Annotated in this window: 16 protein-coding genes; 6 read left to right on the forward strand and 10 right to left on the reverse strand. The window is 73.0% G+C overall.

Annotated elements, in window-relative coordinates; translation table 11 throughout:
• Positions 1-555 precede the first annotated feature (555 nt).
• Positions 556-1,062 carry a GNAT family N-acetyltransferase gene (locus tag ACZ4NB_RS36350; protein WP_467667321.1) on the forward strand — a complete coding sequence of 169 codons (507 nt, stop codon included), beginning with the start codon at positions 556-558 and terminating at the stop codon, positions 1,060-1,062.
• Here ACZ4NB_RS36350 and ACZ4NB_RS36355 read toward each other — a convergent pair.
• The 3 genes from ACZ4NB_RS36355 to ACZ4NB_RS36365 all read right to left on the reverse strand — a co-directional run bounded on the left by ACZ4NB_RS36355 (position 972) and on the right by ACZ4NB_RS36365 (position 2,739).
• Entirely contained in the window at positions 972-1,424 is a 453-nt protein-coding gene (locus ACZ4NB_RS36355) for a barstar family protein (RefSeq protein WP_467667322.1), read from the reverse strand. The two genes, ACZ4NB_RS36350 and ACZ4NB_RS36355, sit on opposite strands and share 91 nt — an antisense overlap.
• 141 nt (positions 1,425-1,565) lie before the next feature.
• A complete protein-coding gene (locus ACZ4NB_RS36360) occupies positions 1,566-2,123 on the reverse strand; it encodes a YbaK/EbsC family protein (protein ID WP_467667323.1) in 558 nt (185 codons plus the stop codon).
• Between the two features lie 43 nt (positions 2,124-2,166).
• Positions 2,167-2,739, reverse strand: coding sequence for an XRE family transcriptional regulator (locus ACZ4NB_RS36365; RefSeq protein WP_467667324.1), 573 nt, complete (start codon positions 2,737-2,739; stop codon positions 2,167-2,169).
• A 106-nt stretch (positions 2,740-2,845) separates the two neighbouring features.
• Between ACZ4NB_RS36365 and ACZ4NB_RS36370 the strand changes: the two genes are divergently transcribed.
• Positions 2,846-3,715, forward strand: a complete 870-nt coding sequence (locus ACZ4NB_RS36370) for an EamA family transporter (RefSeq protein WP_467667325.1) — start codon at positions 2,846-2,848, stop codon at positions 3,713-3,715.
• Positions 3,716-3,804: 89 nt separating this feature from the next.
• On the opposite strand, the gene ACZ4NB_RS36375 is transcribed toward ACZ4NB_RS36370, so the two are convergent.
• Positions 3,805-4,539, reverse strand: coding sequence for an acyltransferase (locus ACZ4NB_RS36375; RefSeq protein WP_467667326.1), 735 nt, complete (start codon positions 4,537-4,539; stop codon positions 3,805-3,807).
• 163 nt (positions 4,540-4,702) lie between these two features.
• Here ACZ4NB_RS36375 and ACZ4NB_RS36380 point away from each other — a divergent pair, with 163 nt between their 5' ends.
• Positions 4,703-5,242: a gamma carbonic anhydrase family protein gene (locus ACZ4NB_RS36380; RefSeq protein WP_467667327.1), complete on the forward strand. Its 540-nt coding sequence runs from the start codon at positions 4,703-4,705 to the stop codon at positions 5,240-5,242.
• Positions 5,243-5,264: 22 nt separating this feature from the next.
• Here the strand turns inward: ACZ4NB_RS36380 and ACZ4NB_RS36385 are convergent, their stop codons facing one another.
• Positions 5,265-6,260 (reverse strand): alpha/beta hydrolase, encoded by a 996-nt coding sequence (locus tag ACZ4NB_RS36385; RefSeq protein ID WP_467667366.1) that lies wholly within the window; start codon positions 6,258-6,260, stop codon positions 5,265-5,267.
• A gap of 294 nt (positions 6,261-6,554) precedes the next feature.
• On the opposite strand from ACZ4NB_RS36385, the gene ACZ4NB_RS36390 reads away from it, so the two are divergent.
• Positions 6,555-8,612 carry an ATP-binding protein gene (locus ACZ4NB_RS36390; protein ID WP_467667328.1) on the forward strand — a complete coding sequence of 686 codons (2,058 nt, stop codon included), beginning with the start codon at positions 6,555-6,557 and terminating at the stop codon, positions 8,610-8,612.
• Positions 8,613-8,798: 186 nt separating this feature from the next.
• Positions 8,799-9,008 (forward strand): hypothetical protein, encoded by a 210-nt coding sequence (locus ACZ4NB_RS36395; protein ID WP_393490684.1) that lies wholly within the window; start codon positions 8,799-8,801, stop codon positions 9,006-9,008.
• 28 nt (positions 9,009-9,036) lie between these two features.
• Here the strand turns inward: ACZ4NB_RS36395 and ACZ4NB_RS36400 are convergent, their stop codons facing one another.
• Positions 9,037-9,687: a DedA family protein gene (locus ACZ4NB_RS36400; RefSeq protein WP_467667329.1), complete on the reverse strand. Its 651-nt coding sequence runs from the start codon at positions 9,685-9,687 to the stop codon at positions 9,037-9,039.
• Between the two features lie 214 nt (positions 9,688-9,901).
• A complete protein-coding gene (locus ACZ4NB_RS36405; protein ID WP_467667330.1) occupies positions 9,902-10,357 on the reverse strand; it encodes a DUF4442 domain-containing protein in 456 nt (151 codons plus the stop codon).
• 128 nt (positions 10,358-10,485) lie between these two features.
• On the opposite strand from ACZ4NB_RS36405, the gene ACZ4NB_RS36410 reads away from it, so the two are divergent.
• Positions 10,486-11,871 carry an MFS transporter gene (locus ACZ4NB_RS36410; RefSeq protein ID WP_467667331.1) on the forward strand — a complete coding sequence of 462 codons (1,386 nt, stop codon included), beginning with the start codon at positions 10,486-10,488 and terminating at the stop codon, positions 11,869-11,871.
• Positions 11,872-11,941: 70 nt separating this feature from the next.
• On the opposite strand, the gene ACZ4NB_RS36415 is transcribed toward ACZ4NB_RS36410, so the two are convergent.
• From ACZ4NB_RS36415 to tuf, 3 genes are all read right to left on the reverse strand, one after another.
• Entirely contained in the window at positions 11,942-12,796 is an 855-nt protein-coding gene (locus tag ACZ4NB_RS36415) for a spermidine synthase (RefSeq protein ID WP_467667367.1), read from the reverse strand.
• A gap of 203 nt (positions 12,797-12,999) precedes the next feature.
• On the reverse strand, positions 13,000-13,851 hold the full coding sequence (locus ACZ4NB_RS36420; RefSeq protein WP_467667332.1) for a patatin-like phospholipase family protein: 852 nt from the start codon (positions 13,849-13,851) through the stop codon (positions 13,000-13,002).
• 267 nt (positions 13,852-14,118) lie between these two features.
• Entirely contained in the window at positions 14,119-15,291 is a 1,173-nt protein-coding gene (gene tuf, locus ACZ4NB_RS36425; RefSeq protein ID WP_467667333.1) for an elongation factor Tu, read from the reverse strand.
• Positions 15,292-15,555: the final 264 nt, after the last annotated feature.

Below are 15,555 nucleotides of genomic sequence, written 5' to 3' on the forward strand. Positions count from 1 at the left end.
CGATAGCGGAGCTATCGGGATGATTCGGCAACGCCGCGAGGTGCCGTGCCAGACGCCGCGGGCCCGGCCAGGACCCATCGGACAGGCCCTAGTCCCGGGGCACCCGGGGGTCTCCGTGCACGGGATGGCGTTGTCTTCCTGGTGACCCATAAAGGTATTTCCTCCGATCGGAATCAGAGGGCGCGCAGCGGAACCAGCACACTGAGCAGGTCCAGTACCAGTTCTCATACCCCTTGCCTGTCGTGCTCGTGTCCTTCCACAGGGGGTTTTGGCACTGCGGGCATGGTGGCGGCTGATCCATCACGAACCCCTCATCGGAAGTAGTCACAGGCACTGGCACCAGCCTTGCGTGCCTGTGGCTACCGGATGAGGCGGCGCGTCGTCTGCCATCCAGATGAGTGAGCACTACCGACTTGCGGCCACTCGAAGCCCTGTCGGACATCCTGCCTGCCGTCTGATCCTCACCGCTTCCTACGGTCAGCGGCGCCCCAGCGGCGGCACCGGCGATCGAGATACCCCGTTTGGGCTGAGCTGCGGGTGCGTTAGCGTCCGGACATGATCACGATACGGACCGCCGTTCCCCAGGATGCCGCCGAGATTGTCCGGCTGCGCCGGCTGATGTTCCACGCGATGAACGGGCGTGACGAACCCGGGAGTTGGGAACGGGGCGCGGAAGCGGCGGCCCGCCGGATGCTGACCGGGCCGGATCCGCGGCTGGGCGCGTTCGTGGTGGCGGGTGACGAGCCCGGTGCGCCGCATCTGGCCGCCTGCGCGGTCGGGACGGTCGAGGAGCGGCTGCCGGCGCCGGGCCACCCCTCGGGCCGCTTCGGCTTCGTCTTCAACGTCTGCACCGACCCCCGCTACAGGGGCCGAGGCTATGCCCGCGCCACGACCGAGGCGCTGCTCGACTGGTTCGCCGGCCAGGGCGTCAGCCGCGTGGATCTGCACGCCACCGACGGCGCCGAGCCCCTCTACCGCAGCCTGGGCTTCACCGAACACTCCACGCCGCTCTCACTGGATCTGCGCTCCCGTACAACCCCGACCGCCCCACCCCGCCCGTAGTGCGCAACGAGGGGACGCGGCAGGGTTCGGCAGGCGTGCTGCGAGGCCGTGCGGCGCCAGGCCAGTGCTTCATCGGCATGCTCGATCAGGACCACGACGTCGGCTGTGGGGCCTTCGTGTCCGTGCCAGTCGTGAAGGCAGTCCACGAGCGCGTCCCAGTTGTGACCGAAGTAGCCGGGGAAGGAGAGCTCCCGGGCAAACGCGGCGAACAGGGCCTCGGGCTCGCGCAGCTCCCGGCCGTCCATGCGGAGCACTCGCCCGCCCTGCTCCTGGAGCCTGGCGGTTTCGGCGTGCAGCCAGGCGTCGGGTGGACGCGTGAAGACGACCCATGGCGAGCGGCGCTGAGTGAGGGAGAGGGCCATGCGCGTGATCCTGGCACTGGCGTGAGCGCCGTTGCCACTCGGATTACCGGCTCGTCGCCGACATGCGTCGTCGATGTGTGTCGGTGTCCGACGCGCGGTGGGCGCGCAGCGAGCCCGTGGTGGTGGTCCCCGAGAAGCGACCTAGGCGACGCCGAGGCCCTCCAGGACGACGGCGCCGGGGAGTTCGGTCAGCGCCTTGCCGGGGACGATGAGCTTGCCGCGGCGGCTGCCGCTGCCGATCAGCGCGTACGGGATGTCGGCGACGGCGGCGTCCACGAGCAGCGGCCAGTCGGCCGGCAGCCCGATCGGGGTGATACCGCCGTACTCCATCCCGCTGTCGCCGACCGCCTGCGCCATCGGCGCGAACGACGCCTTGCGGGCGCCGAGTTGACGGCGCACCACGCCGTTGACGTCGACGCGGGTGTGCGAGAGGACGACACAGGCGGCCAGGGTGGTCTCGCCGCCGCGCTTGCCGGCCACCACCACGCAGTTCGCCGACTGCTCCAGCAGCCAGGGACCGTGGTGTGCGACGAGGGTGGCGGTGTCCGCGATGGCCGGGTCGGTGTCGACGTAGCGCAGCTCCTGGACCGGTACGGATCCGCTCCAGGTGCGGATCGCGGCGGCCACGGGCCCGGTCAGCAGGTCCAGGCACTCGGCGGCGGGCCGGACATCGTCGAAAGCATCCATCGGCGCAGGCATATTCGCCAAGTTAACAGCCCCGCCCGGCCGTCGGCGGGCCGTCTCAGCGGGCGAGCGGAATGATCACCGACATGGTCATCTCGACCGGCTCGCCGCCGTCGTTGCGGTAGCCGTGCGCGACCTTGGCCTCGAAGGACGCCGAGGCGCCCGCCGGCACCTCGTGCTCCACCTCGTCCACGACCAGCGTCAGCGTCCCGGCCCGGACGTGGATCAGCTCGACGGTGCCGGGCGGATGGGGGTCGGAGGCGCTGCTGTCGCCGGGCATCAGCCGCCAGTCCCACAGTTCGTACGGCCCCGGCGCCTCGGCGCCCACCAGGAGCATGGTGTAGCTGCCGGCCTCGGTGGACCACAGGCGGACCGCCTCGTCCGAGGGCACGATGCGGACCTGCGGCCCCTGCTCGTAGTCGAGAAGCGTGGTGATGCTGACGCCGAGCGCGTCGGCGATCTTGACGGTGGTCCCCACGCTCGGGTTCGTACGGGCCTGCTCGATCTGGATGATCATGCCGCGGCTGACCCCGGCGCGGGCGGCCAGCGCATCGAGGGTCAGGCCGCGCTCGGCGCGCCAGTGCTTGAGGTTGCGGGCGAGCGACTGCGTGAGCTGGTCGAGATCCGTCACGGTCCGTCCACGTCGTAGGCCAATATATTCAATACCGCAGTTCAATCTGTTGCACTACGGTGTGGTGTACTCAATCGTTCGGTTCACTGTACTGCGAGGTTTCACCATGACTGCGGTCTTCGCCCTGGCCACCAGCCTCCTGTGGGGGCTCGCCGACTTCGGCGGCGGACTGCTCACCCGGCGATTCCAGGCACTGACCGTAGTGGTCGTCTCGCAGACCCTGGCCGCCCTGGTGCTGGGCGCCATCGTGGTGGCCACCGGAGGCTGGCGGGAGGCCGGACCGCAGCTGTGGTTCGCGGTCGGCGCGGGCGTCGTCGGACCGGCGGCGATGCTCTGCTTCTACCGCGCCCTGGCGCTCGGCCCGATGGGCGTGGTCTCCCCGCTCGCCGCGCTCGGCACCGTCCTGGTACCGCTCGGCATCGGCATCGTGGCGGGCGAGCGGCCGGGCCTGCTGCAGGCGACCGGCATGGTGGTGGCCGTGGTCGGCGTACTGCTGGCGGGCGGTCCCCGGATAAGCGGCGCGTCGGTGGCCCGCCAGACGATCGTGCTGACGCTGGTCTCGGCGCTCGGCTTCGGCGCGGTGATGGCGCTGATCGCGGAGGCGTCCACCACCGTCACCGGGCTGTTCCTGGCGCTGTTCGTCCAGCGGGTGTGCAACATCGCGGTCGGCGGCGCCGCGCTGTACGCGTCGGTGCGGCGCGGCACCCCGGCGCTGCCCGAGGGCGGGTTCCCGGCCCTGCGCGGCTCGCTGCCGATGCTCGCCTTCGTCGGTATCGCCGATGTCGCCGCCAACGGCACCTACGCCATCGCCGCCCAGCACGGCCCGGTGACCATGGCCGCGGTCCTCGCCTCGCTCTACCCCGTCGTCACCTCGCTGGCCGCGCTCGGCGTCCTCAAGGAGCGGATGCGGGCGATCCAGACCGCGGGCGCCTCCCTCGCGGTGGTCGGCTCGCTGCTGCTGGCCTCCGGCGGCTGACGACCGGCCCGAGCGGGCCGGGGGGCCGGGGCCAGGTCGCGGGCCGGCCTCCGGCTGACAGCGCCTCAGGAGGCCGTCGCGGACCCGTCCTACCCCTCCCCCGCCGCCGCTTCCTGCCACGCTTCGAGCGCGAGCAGGTCCTGCGGAGTGACGCCCTCGGGGATCGGCACCGGCGTGGGCGTACGCAGCGGCGGCTGCCAGCCCTGCTGCGGGTCCCAGCGGCGCACGATCCTGGCGGGCGCACCGGCGACCACCGCGTGGTCGGGGACCTCGCCGCGCACCACGGCCCCGGCCGCGACCACCACGTTCCGGCCCAGCCGCGCGCCGGGCAGGATCACCGCCCCGGTGCCGATCCAGCCGCCGGGGCCGATGGCGACCGGCTCACTGCGCGGCCACTGCTTGCCGACCGGCACTTCGGGGTCGTCATAGCTGTGGTTGGTGGTGGTGACGTAGACGCCGGGGCCGAAGAAGCAGTCATCGCCGATCGTCAGCCGGACATCCGCGATCACATGGCTGCCGCGGCCCAGCACCACCCCGTTCCCCAGCGTGAGGATCGGCTCCGGGCCGAGATCGAGGTCCGGCATCATGCCCGCCGTCAGCGTCACGTCCTGGGCGATGATGCAGTAGTCGCCGATCTCGATCCACGGATCACCGAAGACCGTGCCCTGCGGAAAGGCGAGCCGGGTGCCGGGGCCGATCCGGCGGAAGCGGTACGGGCCCGGACGCTCGGCCGAGACGGCCGCGGCCTCTCTCACCCAGCGCGCACCGCGATGGACCGCACGCGACACGGCCCGGCGCCGCCAGGCCGCGACGGATGAGAACACGTTCTGGTTTATCGGCACCCGCACACCGTAATCGGCCCGCCGGGCGACCGGCCGCACGCCGGGCTGTGATCTTCGCCCCACCGGCTGCCGCACCCGCCCGGCGGTGCGACGGTCGTCTACGGTGCTGGTGGCGCGGCCCAGAAGCGGCAAAGGAGATCCAGTGATGGCGGAGCGGGCGTTGATTTCTCAGGTGGGCGGCAAGGAGCCGAGCATCGATCAGACGGCGTTCTGCGCCCCCACGTCCGTGGTGCTCGGCGAGGTCACGCTGGCCGCGGGTGCCGGCGTCTGGTACCACGCGGTGCTGCGGGCCGACTGCGGCCCGATCGTGCTCGGCGCCGACAGCAACATCCAGGACAACTGCACCGTGCATGTCGACCCCGGCTTCCCGGTGACCGTCGGCGAGCGGGTCTCCGTCGGGCACAACGCGGTGCTGCACGGCTGCACCGTCGAGGACGACGTACTGATCGGCATGGGCGCCACGGTGCTCAACGGCGCCCACATCGGCGCGGGCTCGCTGGTCGCCGCGCAGGCGCTGGTCCCCCAGGGCATGCAGGTGCCGCCCGGGTCCCTGGTCGCCGGGGTGCCGGCGAAGGTCAAGCGGGAGCTGACCGACGAGGAGCGCGAGCTGATCAAGGTCAATGCCGCGATGTATCTGGAACTGGCGGCACAGCACCGGGAGGCGACCGGGAGCGGCCAGGACTGAGCCGGGGCGCTCCGGCCCGCAATCACGCCGACGGCACGGGTCCCTGCATCTGCTCGCTGATCCAGTGCAGCGACTCGGCCATGCGCTGCATATAGGTCTGCGCGCTGTGCACACCGTCCGGTATTTCGAAGAGCGTGGAGTGGATCGGCCCGCCGGTGTAGTCCCTGACGAAGTCCTTCACATCGGGCACCGCGGCCTCCAGGCTGCCCAGCTCGAACGCCAGGTACACCGGCGGGCCCTGACGCTCGGCCAGCCGCCGGGCCAGATACCGCGGGTCGTTGGCGCGCATCTCGGCCGGGTGGCCCCGCCACAGCGGTGAATCCGGCGCCGTGTCCGGGCCGTTGACGATGGCCGCCTGGAATTTCTCCGGCTGTTTGAGCACGGCCTTCAGCGCGGCGAAGCCACCGGACGAGGACCCCATGAAGGCCCAGCCGTCACGGCCCGCGTACGTACGGAAGTTGGCCCGCGCGAAGTCCGGTACGTCCTCGGTCAGCCAGGTGCCCATCTTCGGCTGCCCCGGGATGTCGCTGCCGTCGTAGTACCTCTTGCCGGGATTGAGCACCGGCATCACCACGATGAACGGCAGCGTCTTGCCCTGCCGCGACCACTGCGCGATCCGCTCCTGCAGCGCGAACGACGCCCCGGCCCAGTAGTTGGAGGGATAGCCGTAGGCGCCGGGCAGCGCGATCAGCACCGGGAAGCCGCTCTTGGCGTACCGCGCCTGGTGGTACTGCGGCGGCACCCAGGCCCATATGTCGCCGGTGAAACCGGACTTGCTCCCGTGCCACCGGGTCCGCACCACCTGGGTGCCGTCGTCACCGGTCGTACGGAACGGGGCGAACGAGGAGCGCGGGCCACGGGGCGGGACCACCCGCGGCTTGCCGTTGGCCGCGTCCGCGGGCTGCGCCCTGAGTCGCGGCACGCTCGACGCGTCGACGGTGTCCATGCCGGTGCCGCATCCGGCCAGCAGCCCCAGAGCCACCGCACTCACCGCGGCACCCCACCGCAGGCACTTCATCGGGACGTTCTCCTCGGGTCCTTGGGCCGGTGCCACGGGCAGCCACGGTGCCACCCCATACCGGTCGAAAGACACCACTCTAAGTTCGGCCGGAGTGCCCTCGACGCCGACCCCGGCCTTGTGACCTGCGGGTCCGCTCTCCGGCCGTCGAGAAGGCGGCCCTCGCGTCAAGCGCACCGGCCGGGTTTTCCCTCGTTCGATGCGGCCACCGCCTGTTTACCGGTAGGTCGGTTCTGGCATGGTTGGTTCCCCCATCGGAAGGGCGCGGCGCTGTGCCGCGGTTGGGGATGACCGATGACCGCGTGGGCCGATCGAGGGCCGCTTTCCGGCGTAGTGGGGCGGGCCGTTGAGCACGAGCAGGTGTCCGGCCTGCTGCGCTCCGCTCCGTTGGTGACGCTCACCGGACCCGCCGGGGTGGGCAAGAGCGTCCTGGCCCGTGCCGTCCTGGAGGAGCACACCGCCCGGCACGGCGGCACGGTCCTCCGGGTCGCCTGCTGGGACGGCCTGGCCGAGGGCGGTCTGACCGACGCGCTGCTGCGGGCGGCCGGGCTGCCGGACGCCGCCCGCCGGTTCACCGCACGGGCACTCGCCCGGCGCAGCGCGCATCCGTGCGTCGGCAGGCCGGCGCGCGGCGCTTCGGGCGGCGGGGGCTCCCCCGCGGACGATCCCGCGGAGGCCGGGGAGGTCATCTCGGCGCTGGCCGCGCACTGCCGGCGGCAACGGGCGACCGTGCTGCTGGACGACTGCGATCCGATGCTCGGCGAGTGCGCGCAGCTCGTACGGCGGTTGCTGCGGGCCGAACCGGAGCTGCGCATCGTGGCGACCGCGCGGTGTGCGCTGGGGCTCGCCGAGGAGCGGGTGTTCGGGCTCACGACGCTGCCGGTGACGCTCGGCGAGGGGATCGCCGGACCGGCCGTCGAGCTGCTGGCCGCGCGGACCGGCCCGGCCGCCCCGGAGCTGCTGGTCGCGGTCTGCCAGGCGCTGGAGGGTTCGCCGCTGGCGATCGCGCTGGCCGCGCACCAGTTGGACCGGCTGTCGCTGCCGCAGCTCGCGGCCGAGGTGGGCGCGGACGGCGCGCTGTTCTACTCGGGGCCGGCGGTGAGCGTGCGGCACACCTCGCTCTACGCCGCGCACGCCGCCGGCTACGCGCTCTGCTCGCCCGTCGACCGGCGGGTCTGGGCGAGGCTCTCGGTGCTGCCCGGCGATTTCGACCCCTGGCTCGCCGGCTGCGTCTGCACCAGCAGTGACGTTCCTGCAGGCGCGGTCGACGGCGCGCTGGAGCGGCTCCGTACCGCCTCGGTCATCGAACGCGTACGGGACGCCGGCGGCCCCCGGCACGGCACCGAGGCCACGCTGCCGCCCCGCTACCGGCTCGCGCGCGCCGCCCGCGACTTCGGCCGCACACAGCTGCGCGAGGCGGGCGAGGAGGCCGCGGCGCTGCGCCGCTTCCGGCAGGCATGTGCGGCGCTCGCGGCCGAGGCGCAGATCGCTTGGCAGGGCCCGAACCAGCAGGTCGCGGTACGTCTGGTGGAGGACGAACAGCACAACCTCGACGCCGCGCTGACCCATCCGCCGCAGGATGCGGACGATGCGCTCGGCGCGCTGGAGATCGCGGTCTCGCTGTGGTTCCACTGGGCGGCCTGCGGCTTCCGCCATGAGGGGCGGGCGCACCTGGACCGGCTGCTGCTGCTCTCCCGGGAGGACACCGCGCTGAGGGCCCGGGCACTGTGGCTGGCCGGCTATCTGGCGGCGCAGGAGAACGCGCTCGGCACCGCGGAGCGGCTGCTGGACGAGGCGTGGACGGCGGCGGTGATGCATGCGGACGCCGACGGGCTGGCCCGTATCGCGCATGTGCACGGCGTGGTGGCGCTGTATCGCGAGGACACCGGGGCGGCCGTGGCCGCGCTGGAGGAGGCCGCCGGGCACCGCTCCCGGGACCGCTGGTTCGGACCGGGTCCGGCGCACAGCTGGGCGCTGCTGGCCATCACCCTCGCGCCGATCGACGCGGACGGGGCGCGGGCGGCGGCCCGCAGCGCCTGGGCGGGCCGGCACTCCGACGGGGACTTCTGGCTGTCCTCGACGGTCCTGTACGCCGAGGCCATGATCGAGCGGGCGCACGGTGAGCCGGCGGCGGCCCTGCGGGCCTGCCGCAAGGCGCTGGCGGCCAAGAAGGCCGTCGGCGATCCGCTGTTCATCGCGGGGGCCCGCAACCTGCTGGCGGGTCTGCGCCGTGCGGTACGCGGCGGCGCCCCGGTGCCGGACCTCGGCCGGGGCGCTCCCTGGTGGCAGGGCGACGGCAGTGGCACCGCCAAGGGGCGGCCGTTCTTCTCGCGGCTCCGGGCGGGGTCTTGATCACGGGCGGACGGACGCGCCTGAGAGCGGGCGGGCGCACCCGGGAACGGGCGGGCCGACGTACCCGGGAGCAGGTGGGCGGCGCGAAGACGGGCTCAGGGCGTGCCCCGGAGCCGCGAACACGCCGGGTGACGTACCGACCGCGCTCGGGATGCGGGGGCCAGGGGGCGGTCGCATCCTGGGGCCATGAAGCGTGCCCCCGTGATCGTGCATCCGCCGTGCACCGGCGGCCGGCGTGTAACGCTCCACGGACAGGATCTGGGCCGGGCGCTGCGCCCCGGCGATGTGGCCGCGATCCTGCGCCGGGCCGGTTTCTGCACCACGAGGCTGGTCTGGGACGACACCGGCGTCTTCGAGTGGCGGGATGGCGGGCCGGACATCTGGCAGATGCCGTGACCCGACGAACGCGCGGCCTGGGACGCGGTCAGTCGACCGTCGCGGCGACCGGGGCCTCGGCCGCCTCGCGCGCGGCGGCCGCCTTCTTCGCCCGATGCTTCATGAGGAGGAACGAGCCGATGCCGAACAGCACGGCCGCGACCAGTCCCCACGTCGAGAAGCGCTTGAGCCACGGCTCGGCGACGATGCCCACGCTGTAGATCAGCGCGGTCGTACCGCCGGCCCAGACGATGCCACCGAGGACGTTGGCGATCAGGAACTTCCAGTACGGCATCTTCAGCACGCCGGCGAGCGGACCGGCGAAGATCCGCAGCAGCGCGATGAAACGGCCGAAGAACACGGCCCACATGCCCCACTTGTCGAACTTCGACTCGGCCATGGCCACATGGTCGGGGCCGAAGTGCTTGGGGAACTTCCGCCCGGCCCACTGCAGCAGGGGCTGACCGCCCTTGCGGCCGATCAGATAGCCGATGGAGTCACCGACGATCGCGCCGACGGACGCGCAGGCGCCCAGGACGAACGGATCGATATGGTCCTGGGTCGCGGCCAGGATCGCCGCGCTGACCAGGACGATCTCGCCGGGCAGCGGAATGCCCAGGCTCTCCAGGCCGATGACCACCCCCACCAGGAGGTAGACGCTCACGGCCGGTACGGTCTCGAGCCACTCCTGGATGTGCAACGCCGATTCCTCCGCTGATTTTGGGCCCCCGTGGGCCGTCGCCCCGGCCGTCCGTGACGCCGGTGCCGGTCGTTCCCCTGACGCGCCGCAGCGCGCCCGGGAAGCGTACTCGATCGCGCCGACCGAGAGCCGAATTCACGTGCGGTACGCGACATCCGGCTTCTCGGCGGAACGATTCAAGCCCCGACGGCCCCAGGGCGGCCCGTCCAGCGGCTCACTTGTTGGGGCGCAGGGTCCACACGATGCTCATCTCGCCGGTCACCGCGCCGTCCTCACGCGTGATGGAGATGTTCACGGGGAATTCCGGGCGCTCACCGGCGTCCAGCTCGGCGACCACCTCGGCCACCGGCCGGCCCAGCTCCGCGGTGGCGGTGACCGGTCCCATGGCGAGCTTCTTGTAGCCGATCTCGGCGCGCACGGCCAGCGGCACCGCGCGACCGAGCTGGTCGCCGAAGGCCGTCATCACGATCGCACCGCTCGCGGACTCGGCGAGGGTGAACATCGCGCCGGCGTGCGGACCGCCGACGTGGTTGTGGAAGTCGGGCTGGTCGGGCATGCGGACCACGGCGCGCTCGGCGGTGGTCTCGGTGAACTCCAGGTTCAGGGTGCGGACCATCGGCACGGATGCCGCCATCATTTCGCCGATCGACGGCAGGGTCTCAGAGGACATACGCTGATGTTACCTAGCGGTAGCTTAGCTGTGAAGAGTCGGGCCGGACGGGGCACCGAGAACTGCCCGCGGCGCCCGGATCACGGCGCCGTACTGGCCGTCCGCCCCGCCGCATATCGTTGACGCCCATGGGGTCAGGACAACAGCACATAGGCGACGACAGGGCAGCGGGCGACGGGCGGAAGCGGCCCGGCCCGATCCGCCCGAGCTGGGCGGGGCGCAACTACCTGCTGCTCACGGGCGCCACGGTGATCGCCGGCCTCGGCAGCTCCGGCGCGCTGATCGCGACCGCCTTCGCCGTCCTCGCCACCGGCGGCTCCGCCACCGACGTCGGCCTGGTCGCCGCCGCCCGCACCATCCCGCTGGTCCTGTTCCTGCTCATCGGCGGCGCGGTCGCCGACCGGATCCCCCGGCACCGCGTCATGGTCGCCGCGAACGCCCTCAACTGCGCCTCCCAGGGCCTGTTCGCCGTGCTCGTGCTGACCGGGGAGCCGCGGCTCTGGCAGATGGCGGTGCTGGCGGCGCTCGGCGGCACCGGTCAGGCGTTCTTCGCGCCGGCCTCCGAGGGGATGGTGCTCGCCAGCGTCTCCGGAGCACAGGCGGGACGCGCCTTCGCCGTGTTCCGGATGGGCATGAACGGCGCGAACATCGGCGGCGCGGCGCTGGGCGGCGCGCTGGTCGCCGCGGTCGGCCCCGGCTGGGTGCTGGCCGTGGACTCGGCCGCCTTCGCGCTCGCGGGGACGCTGCGGGCGTTCCTCGACGTCGGCGAGGTCCCCGAGCGCGCGCCGGGCGGCGGGCTGCTGCACGATCTGCGGGACGGCTGGCGCGAGGTCGCCGCCCGGCCCTGGCTGTGGGCGGTGGTGGTCCAGTTCTCCATCGTCAACGCGGTGGTGTCGGCGGCCGAGGCGGTCTACGGACCGCTGGTCGCCGAGCAGCACCTGGGCGGCCCCGGCCCGTGGGGGCTGGCGCTGGCCGCCTTCGGCGCCGGCACCGCGGGCGGCGCGCTGCTGATGACCCGCCTCAAACCGCGCCGCATCCTCCTGACCGGCACCCTGTGCGTGTTCCCGCTGGCCCTGCCGTCCGCCGCGCTCGCCGTACCTCTGCCGGCCGCCGGACTCACGGTGCTCATGTTCGGCACCGGCATCGCCATCGAGGTCTTCGCGGTGATGTGGATGATGGCCCTGCACCAGGAGATTCCCGAGGAGAAGTTCTCCCGGGTCTCCTCCTACGACTGGTTCGGCTCGGTGGCCATGGTCCCGGTGGCCACCGCCCTGGCGGGTCCCGTACAGGACCTGATCGGCCGGACCACCGCCCTGTGGGGCTGCTCGGCACTGATCGCCCTGCTGACCGCGGCGGTCCTGTGCGTCCCCGACGTACGCCGCCTGACCCGTCGGGAACCCGCCACCAGCGCCGAACCGCCCGCCCAGTTCCTTGGCGACCACCCGAGCGGGCACCCGGGCGAAGAGCCTTCCAGTGGCTCGCTCTCCCCGTCGGCCGGCCCGCCCGCGCCCTGAGGCCGACGGCCCGCTTCGGTCGGCGGCCGGCCGTCGACCGACTCGCCCTCGGGCTCCTAGGCCCCGCCCGTCAGCCCACGCTGAACGCGCCGTCGGGCGGCACCGGAGAGGCCACCGCCTCGGCGTCCCGTACGGGCGCGGCGTCCGCGATCAGCCGCCGTAGCGCCGCACCGTGCTCGACCCGCGCCGGGAACACGTCGGCGGCCGCCCGCCGGGTCAGCGCGGCGATCGGGAGTTCGGCGCGCGAGGCGAGCAGCACGGCGTTGCCGAAGCGCCGGCCGCGCAGCACCGAGGGCTCGGCGATCAGCGCGAGATGCTCGAAGTGTGCGGCGAAATTGGCGAGTTGGCCGCGCAGAAAAGCAAAGGGCGCGCTGTCCGCGAGGTTCGCCGCGTAGCAGCCGTCCGGGCGCAGCACCCGGGCGGCGGCCTGCGCGTACTCGACCGAGGTGAGCTGGGCCGGTACCCGTGAGCCGCCGAAGACATCGGCCACGATGACATCGGCGCTGGCCGTCGGAGCCGCCTCCAGCGCGGTACGGGCATCCTGCGGATGCACCGCGATACCGCAGGCGCCGGGCAGCGGCAGATGCTCGGCCACCAGGGCGAGCAGCCCGCGGTCGGCCTCGATGACGTCCTGCCGGGAGCGCGGGCGGGTGGCGGCCAGATAGCGCGGCAGTGTCAGCGCCCCGCCTCCCAGGTGCAGCGCGTCCAGCGGCTCCCCCGGGGCGGCCACCTCGTCCAGGACGTGGGCCAGGCGCTGTACGTACTCGAACTCCAGATGCGTGGGCGCGTCGAGGTCGACGTACGACTGGGGTGCGCCGTCCACCGTGAGCAGCCAGGCGCGGGGCCGGTCGACGTCGGGCAGCAGCCTGGCGGTGCCGCAGTCGACGGGCCGGGTGACCGGTATGGGCTCCGGTGCCTCGGCAATGGGCTCGGGCGCCGCGGCCGTCGGTGCGGGCGCAGGGGGCGTCGGCTCCGCCACGGCGGGGGTCGGCTCGGGGGGTTGTTCCACCGTCCCATTGTGCCGGTGGCGCCGTTGCGCGGGTGGACGGGTGGCCGCGCAGGGGAAGGCGATGGGGCGTCGGGAGAGAAGACGGGTGGCCGGACGGATGGGCAGACGGGTGGGCGGGATCAGTCCGTGCCCGCCCAGACCCGTTGGATCTCGGCGACATGGGCGGCCGACTGCCGGTGCCCGGCGCGCGCCGCGGCGGCCCGCTTGGCGGGATCGAGCACATTGCGCCCGAACGCCGACCGGGACGCGCGGTCGGGGGTGATCACACACACCCGGGCGCCCTGTCGCGCCAGCCGCTCGCCCTGCGCCCGGGGTCCGGCGATCGGCCCGCCACTGACCGCCATCGGCGCGACGACCACCACACGGGAGTATCCGGCGGCCAGATCCGCGTTGGCGCTGGAGTGCACGCCGCCGTCGATCCATCGGGTGCCGTCGATCGTCACCGGCGGATAGACACCGGGGACCGCGCAGCTCGCGCCCACCGCGTCGAGCAGCGACACACCGCTGGTGTCGTCGAAGGCGGTCCGCTGCCCCGTCGCCGCGTCCACCGCCGTGATCATCAGCCGTCGGGCCGGCCAGTCGGCCAGGCCGCCCAGGGTCCTGGCGATCGCCGCGCGCTGCTCGGCCTCCGGGCCGGTGCGGGCCGCGAGCGCCAGCTTGCCCATCCGGGCACCGAACGAGACCGCGTCCCGGGAGCGCACCGCGATGGCCGCGAACCGGGCCAGCGCGGCCGGGCCCATCCGGGCGGCGGACCCGCCCCGGGGCAGGGCGAGCTGGTGCTCGTACAGCTCCTCCAGGGTGCGCTGCTCCGCGGTGAGATGGGCGGCGACGATCGATCCGGCGGAGGTTCCGATGACGACATCGGCATCGGTGAGATCGATGCCCTCGGCCGCGAGACCGGCGAGCACGCCGACCTCCCAGCCGATACCGGTGAGCCCTCCACCGCCCAGGACCAGCGCCGTACCCGCCATCAGAGGTCCTTTCCTCGTCGAGCCATGCCCGCTCCGACCGATGCGACCGCCACGCGACGTCCGTCCGACGCACCCACCGGTCGTCCAGTCGTCCGGCCCATCCAGTCGTCCGGCCCATCCAGTCGTCCGGTCGTTCGTCCGTCCGCGGCCCGTCATCCGACGGCCCGTGCCGGGCGAGCAGTGTCGCACCCCTCGCGCCCGTGCGACAGCACAGGGCCGCGCCCCGCACCTGGAAGGTACGGGGCGCGGCCGCCCAGCAGGCGGTGCTCACTCCTCCACGGTGCGCACCGTGCCGGCGCCGACCGTCCGGCCGCCCTCGCGGACGGCGAAGCCGAGGCCGGCCTCCAGCGGCACGTCCCGGCCCAGTTCGACCGATACCGTCACCGTCTCACCGGGGCGGGCGACGCCTCGCTCGCCGAGGTCGAGGTCGCCGACCACGTCCGCGGTACGGATGTAGAACTGCGGCCGGTAGCCGCTGGACACCGGTGTCCGGCGGCCGCCCTCCTCGGTGGAGAGCACATACACCTCGGCGGTGAAACGGCGCCGAGGTGTGACGCTCCCGGGCGCGGCGACCACATGCCCGCGGCGCACCTGGTCCCGGTGCAGACCGCGCAGCAGCAGCGCGACGTTGTCCCCGGCCTGCGCGGACTCCATGGGCTTGCCGAACGTCTCGATCCCGGTGACGGTCGTCTCGGCCTCCGCGCCGAGCACCGCCACCCGGTCGCCGATCCGCACCGTGCCCCGCTCGACGGCCCCGGTGACCACGGTGCCGCGCCCGGTGATGGTCAGCACGTTCTCCACCGGCAGCAGGAACGGCGCGTCGATGTGGCGCCCGGGCATCGGGACGTAGGTGTCCACCGCGTCGAGCAGCGCCTCGATCGCCTCCGTCCAGCGCGGGTCGCCCTCCAGGGCGCGCAGCCCCGAGACCCGTACGACGGGCACGTGCTCCCCGTCGTAGCCGTGGGCGCTCAGCAACTCGCGCACCTCCAGCTCGACCAGGTCGGTCAGCTCCGGGTCGCCGGCGTCGGCCTTGTTGAGGGCGACGACGATGTGCCGTACGCCCACCTGCTTGGCGAGCAGCACATGCTCGGCGGTCTGCGGCATGACGCCGTCGAGCGCGGAGACGACGAGGATCGCGCCGTCGAGCTGGGCCGCGCCGGTGACCATGTTCTTGATGAAGTCGGCGTGGCCGGGCATGTCGACATGGGCGTAGTGGCGGGTGTCGGTCTCGTACTCGACGTGCGAGATGTTGATGGTGATACCGCGGGCGGCCTCCTCCGGGGCCCGGTCGATCCGGTCGAACGGCACGAAGGTGCCGCTGCCCCGGTCGCTGAGCACTTTGGTGATGGCCGCGGTCAGGGTGGTCTTGCCGTGGTCGACGTGGCCCATGGTGCCGATGTTCAGATGCGGCTTGGTGCGTACGTATGCCGTCTTCGGCATGGTGTTCTTCCTCGCAACGATGCGGTGAGAACGGCGTGTTGGCGCCGTGGGGACCCCTGGGCCCGGCCGACCCTCCCCCTGCGGGGTCCGCCGGACGATCCGGAGAGGGTCAGCTTCGTGCGCCGTCAGTGGCCGCGGCGAGGGCCGCGAGGAAATCGGCGGCAGCCTTCGGCGCGTCCGCGACTGCGGACGACAGCGAGAGGAAGGCGTACCGGAACATGCGTCACATCCTGCCGGGCGGCGGTCCCCGCGTCGAACGATTTA

Source organism: Streptomyces sp. NPDC026575, assembly GCF_055567415.1.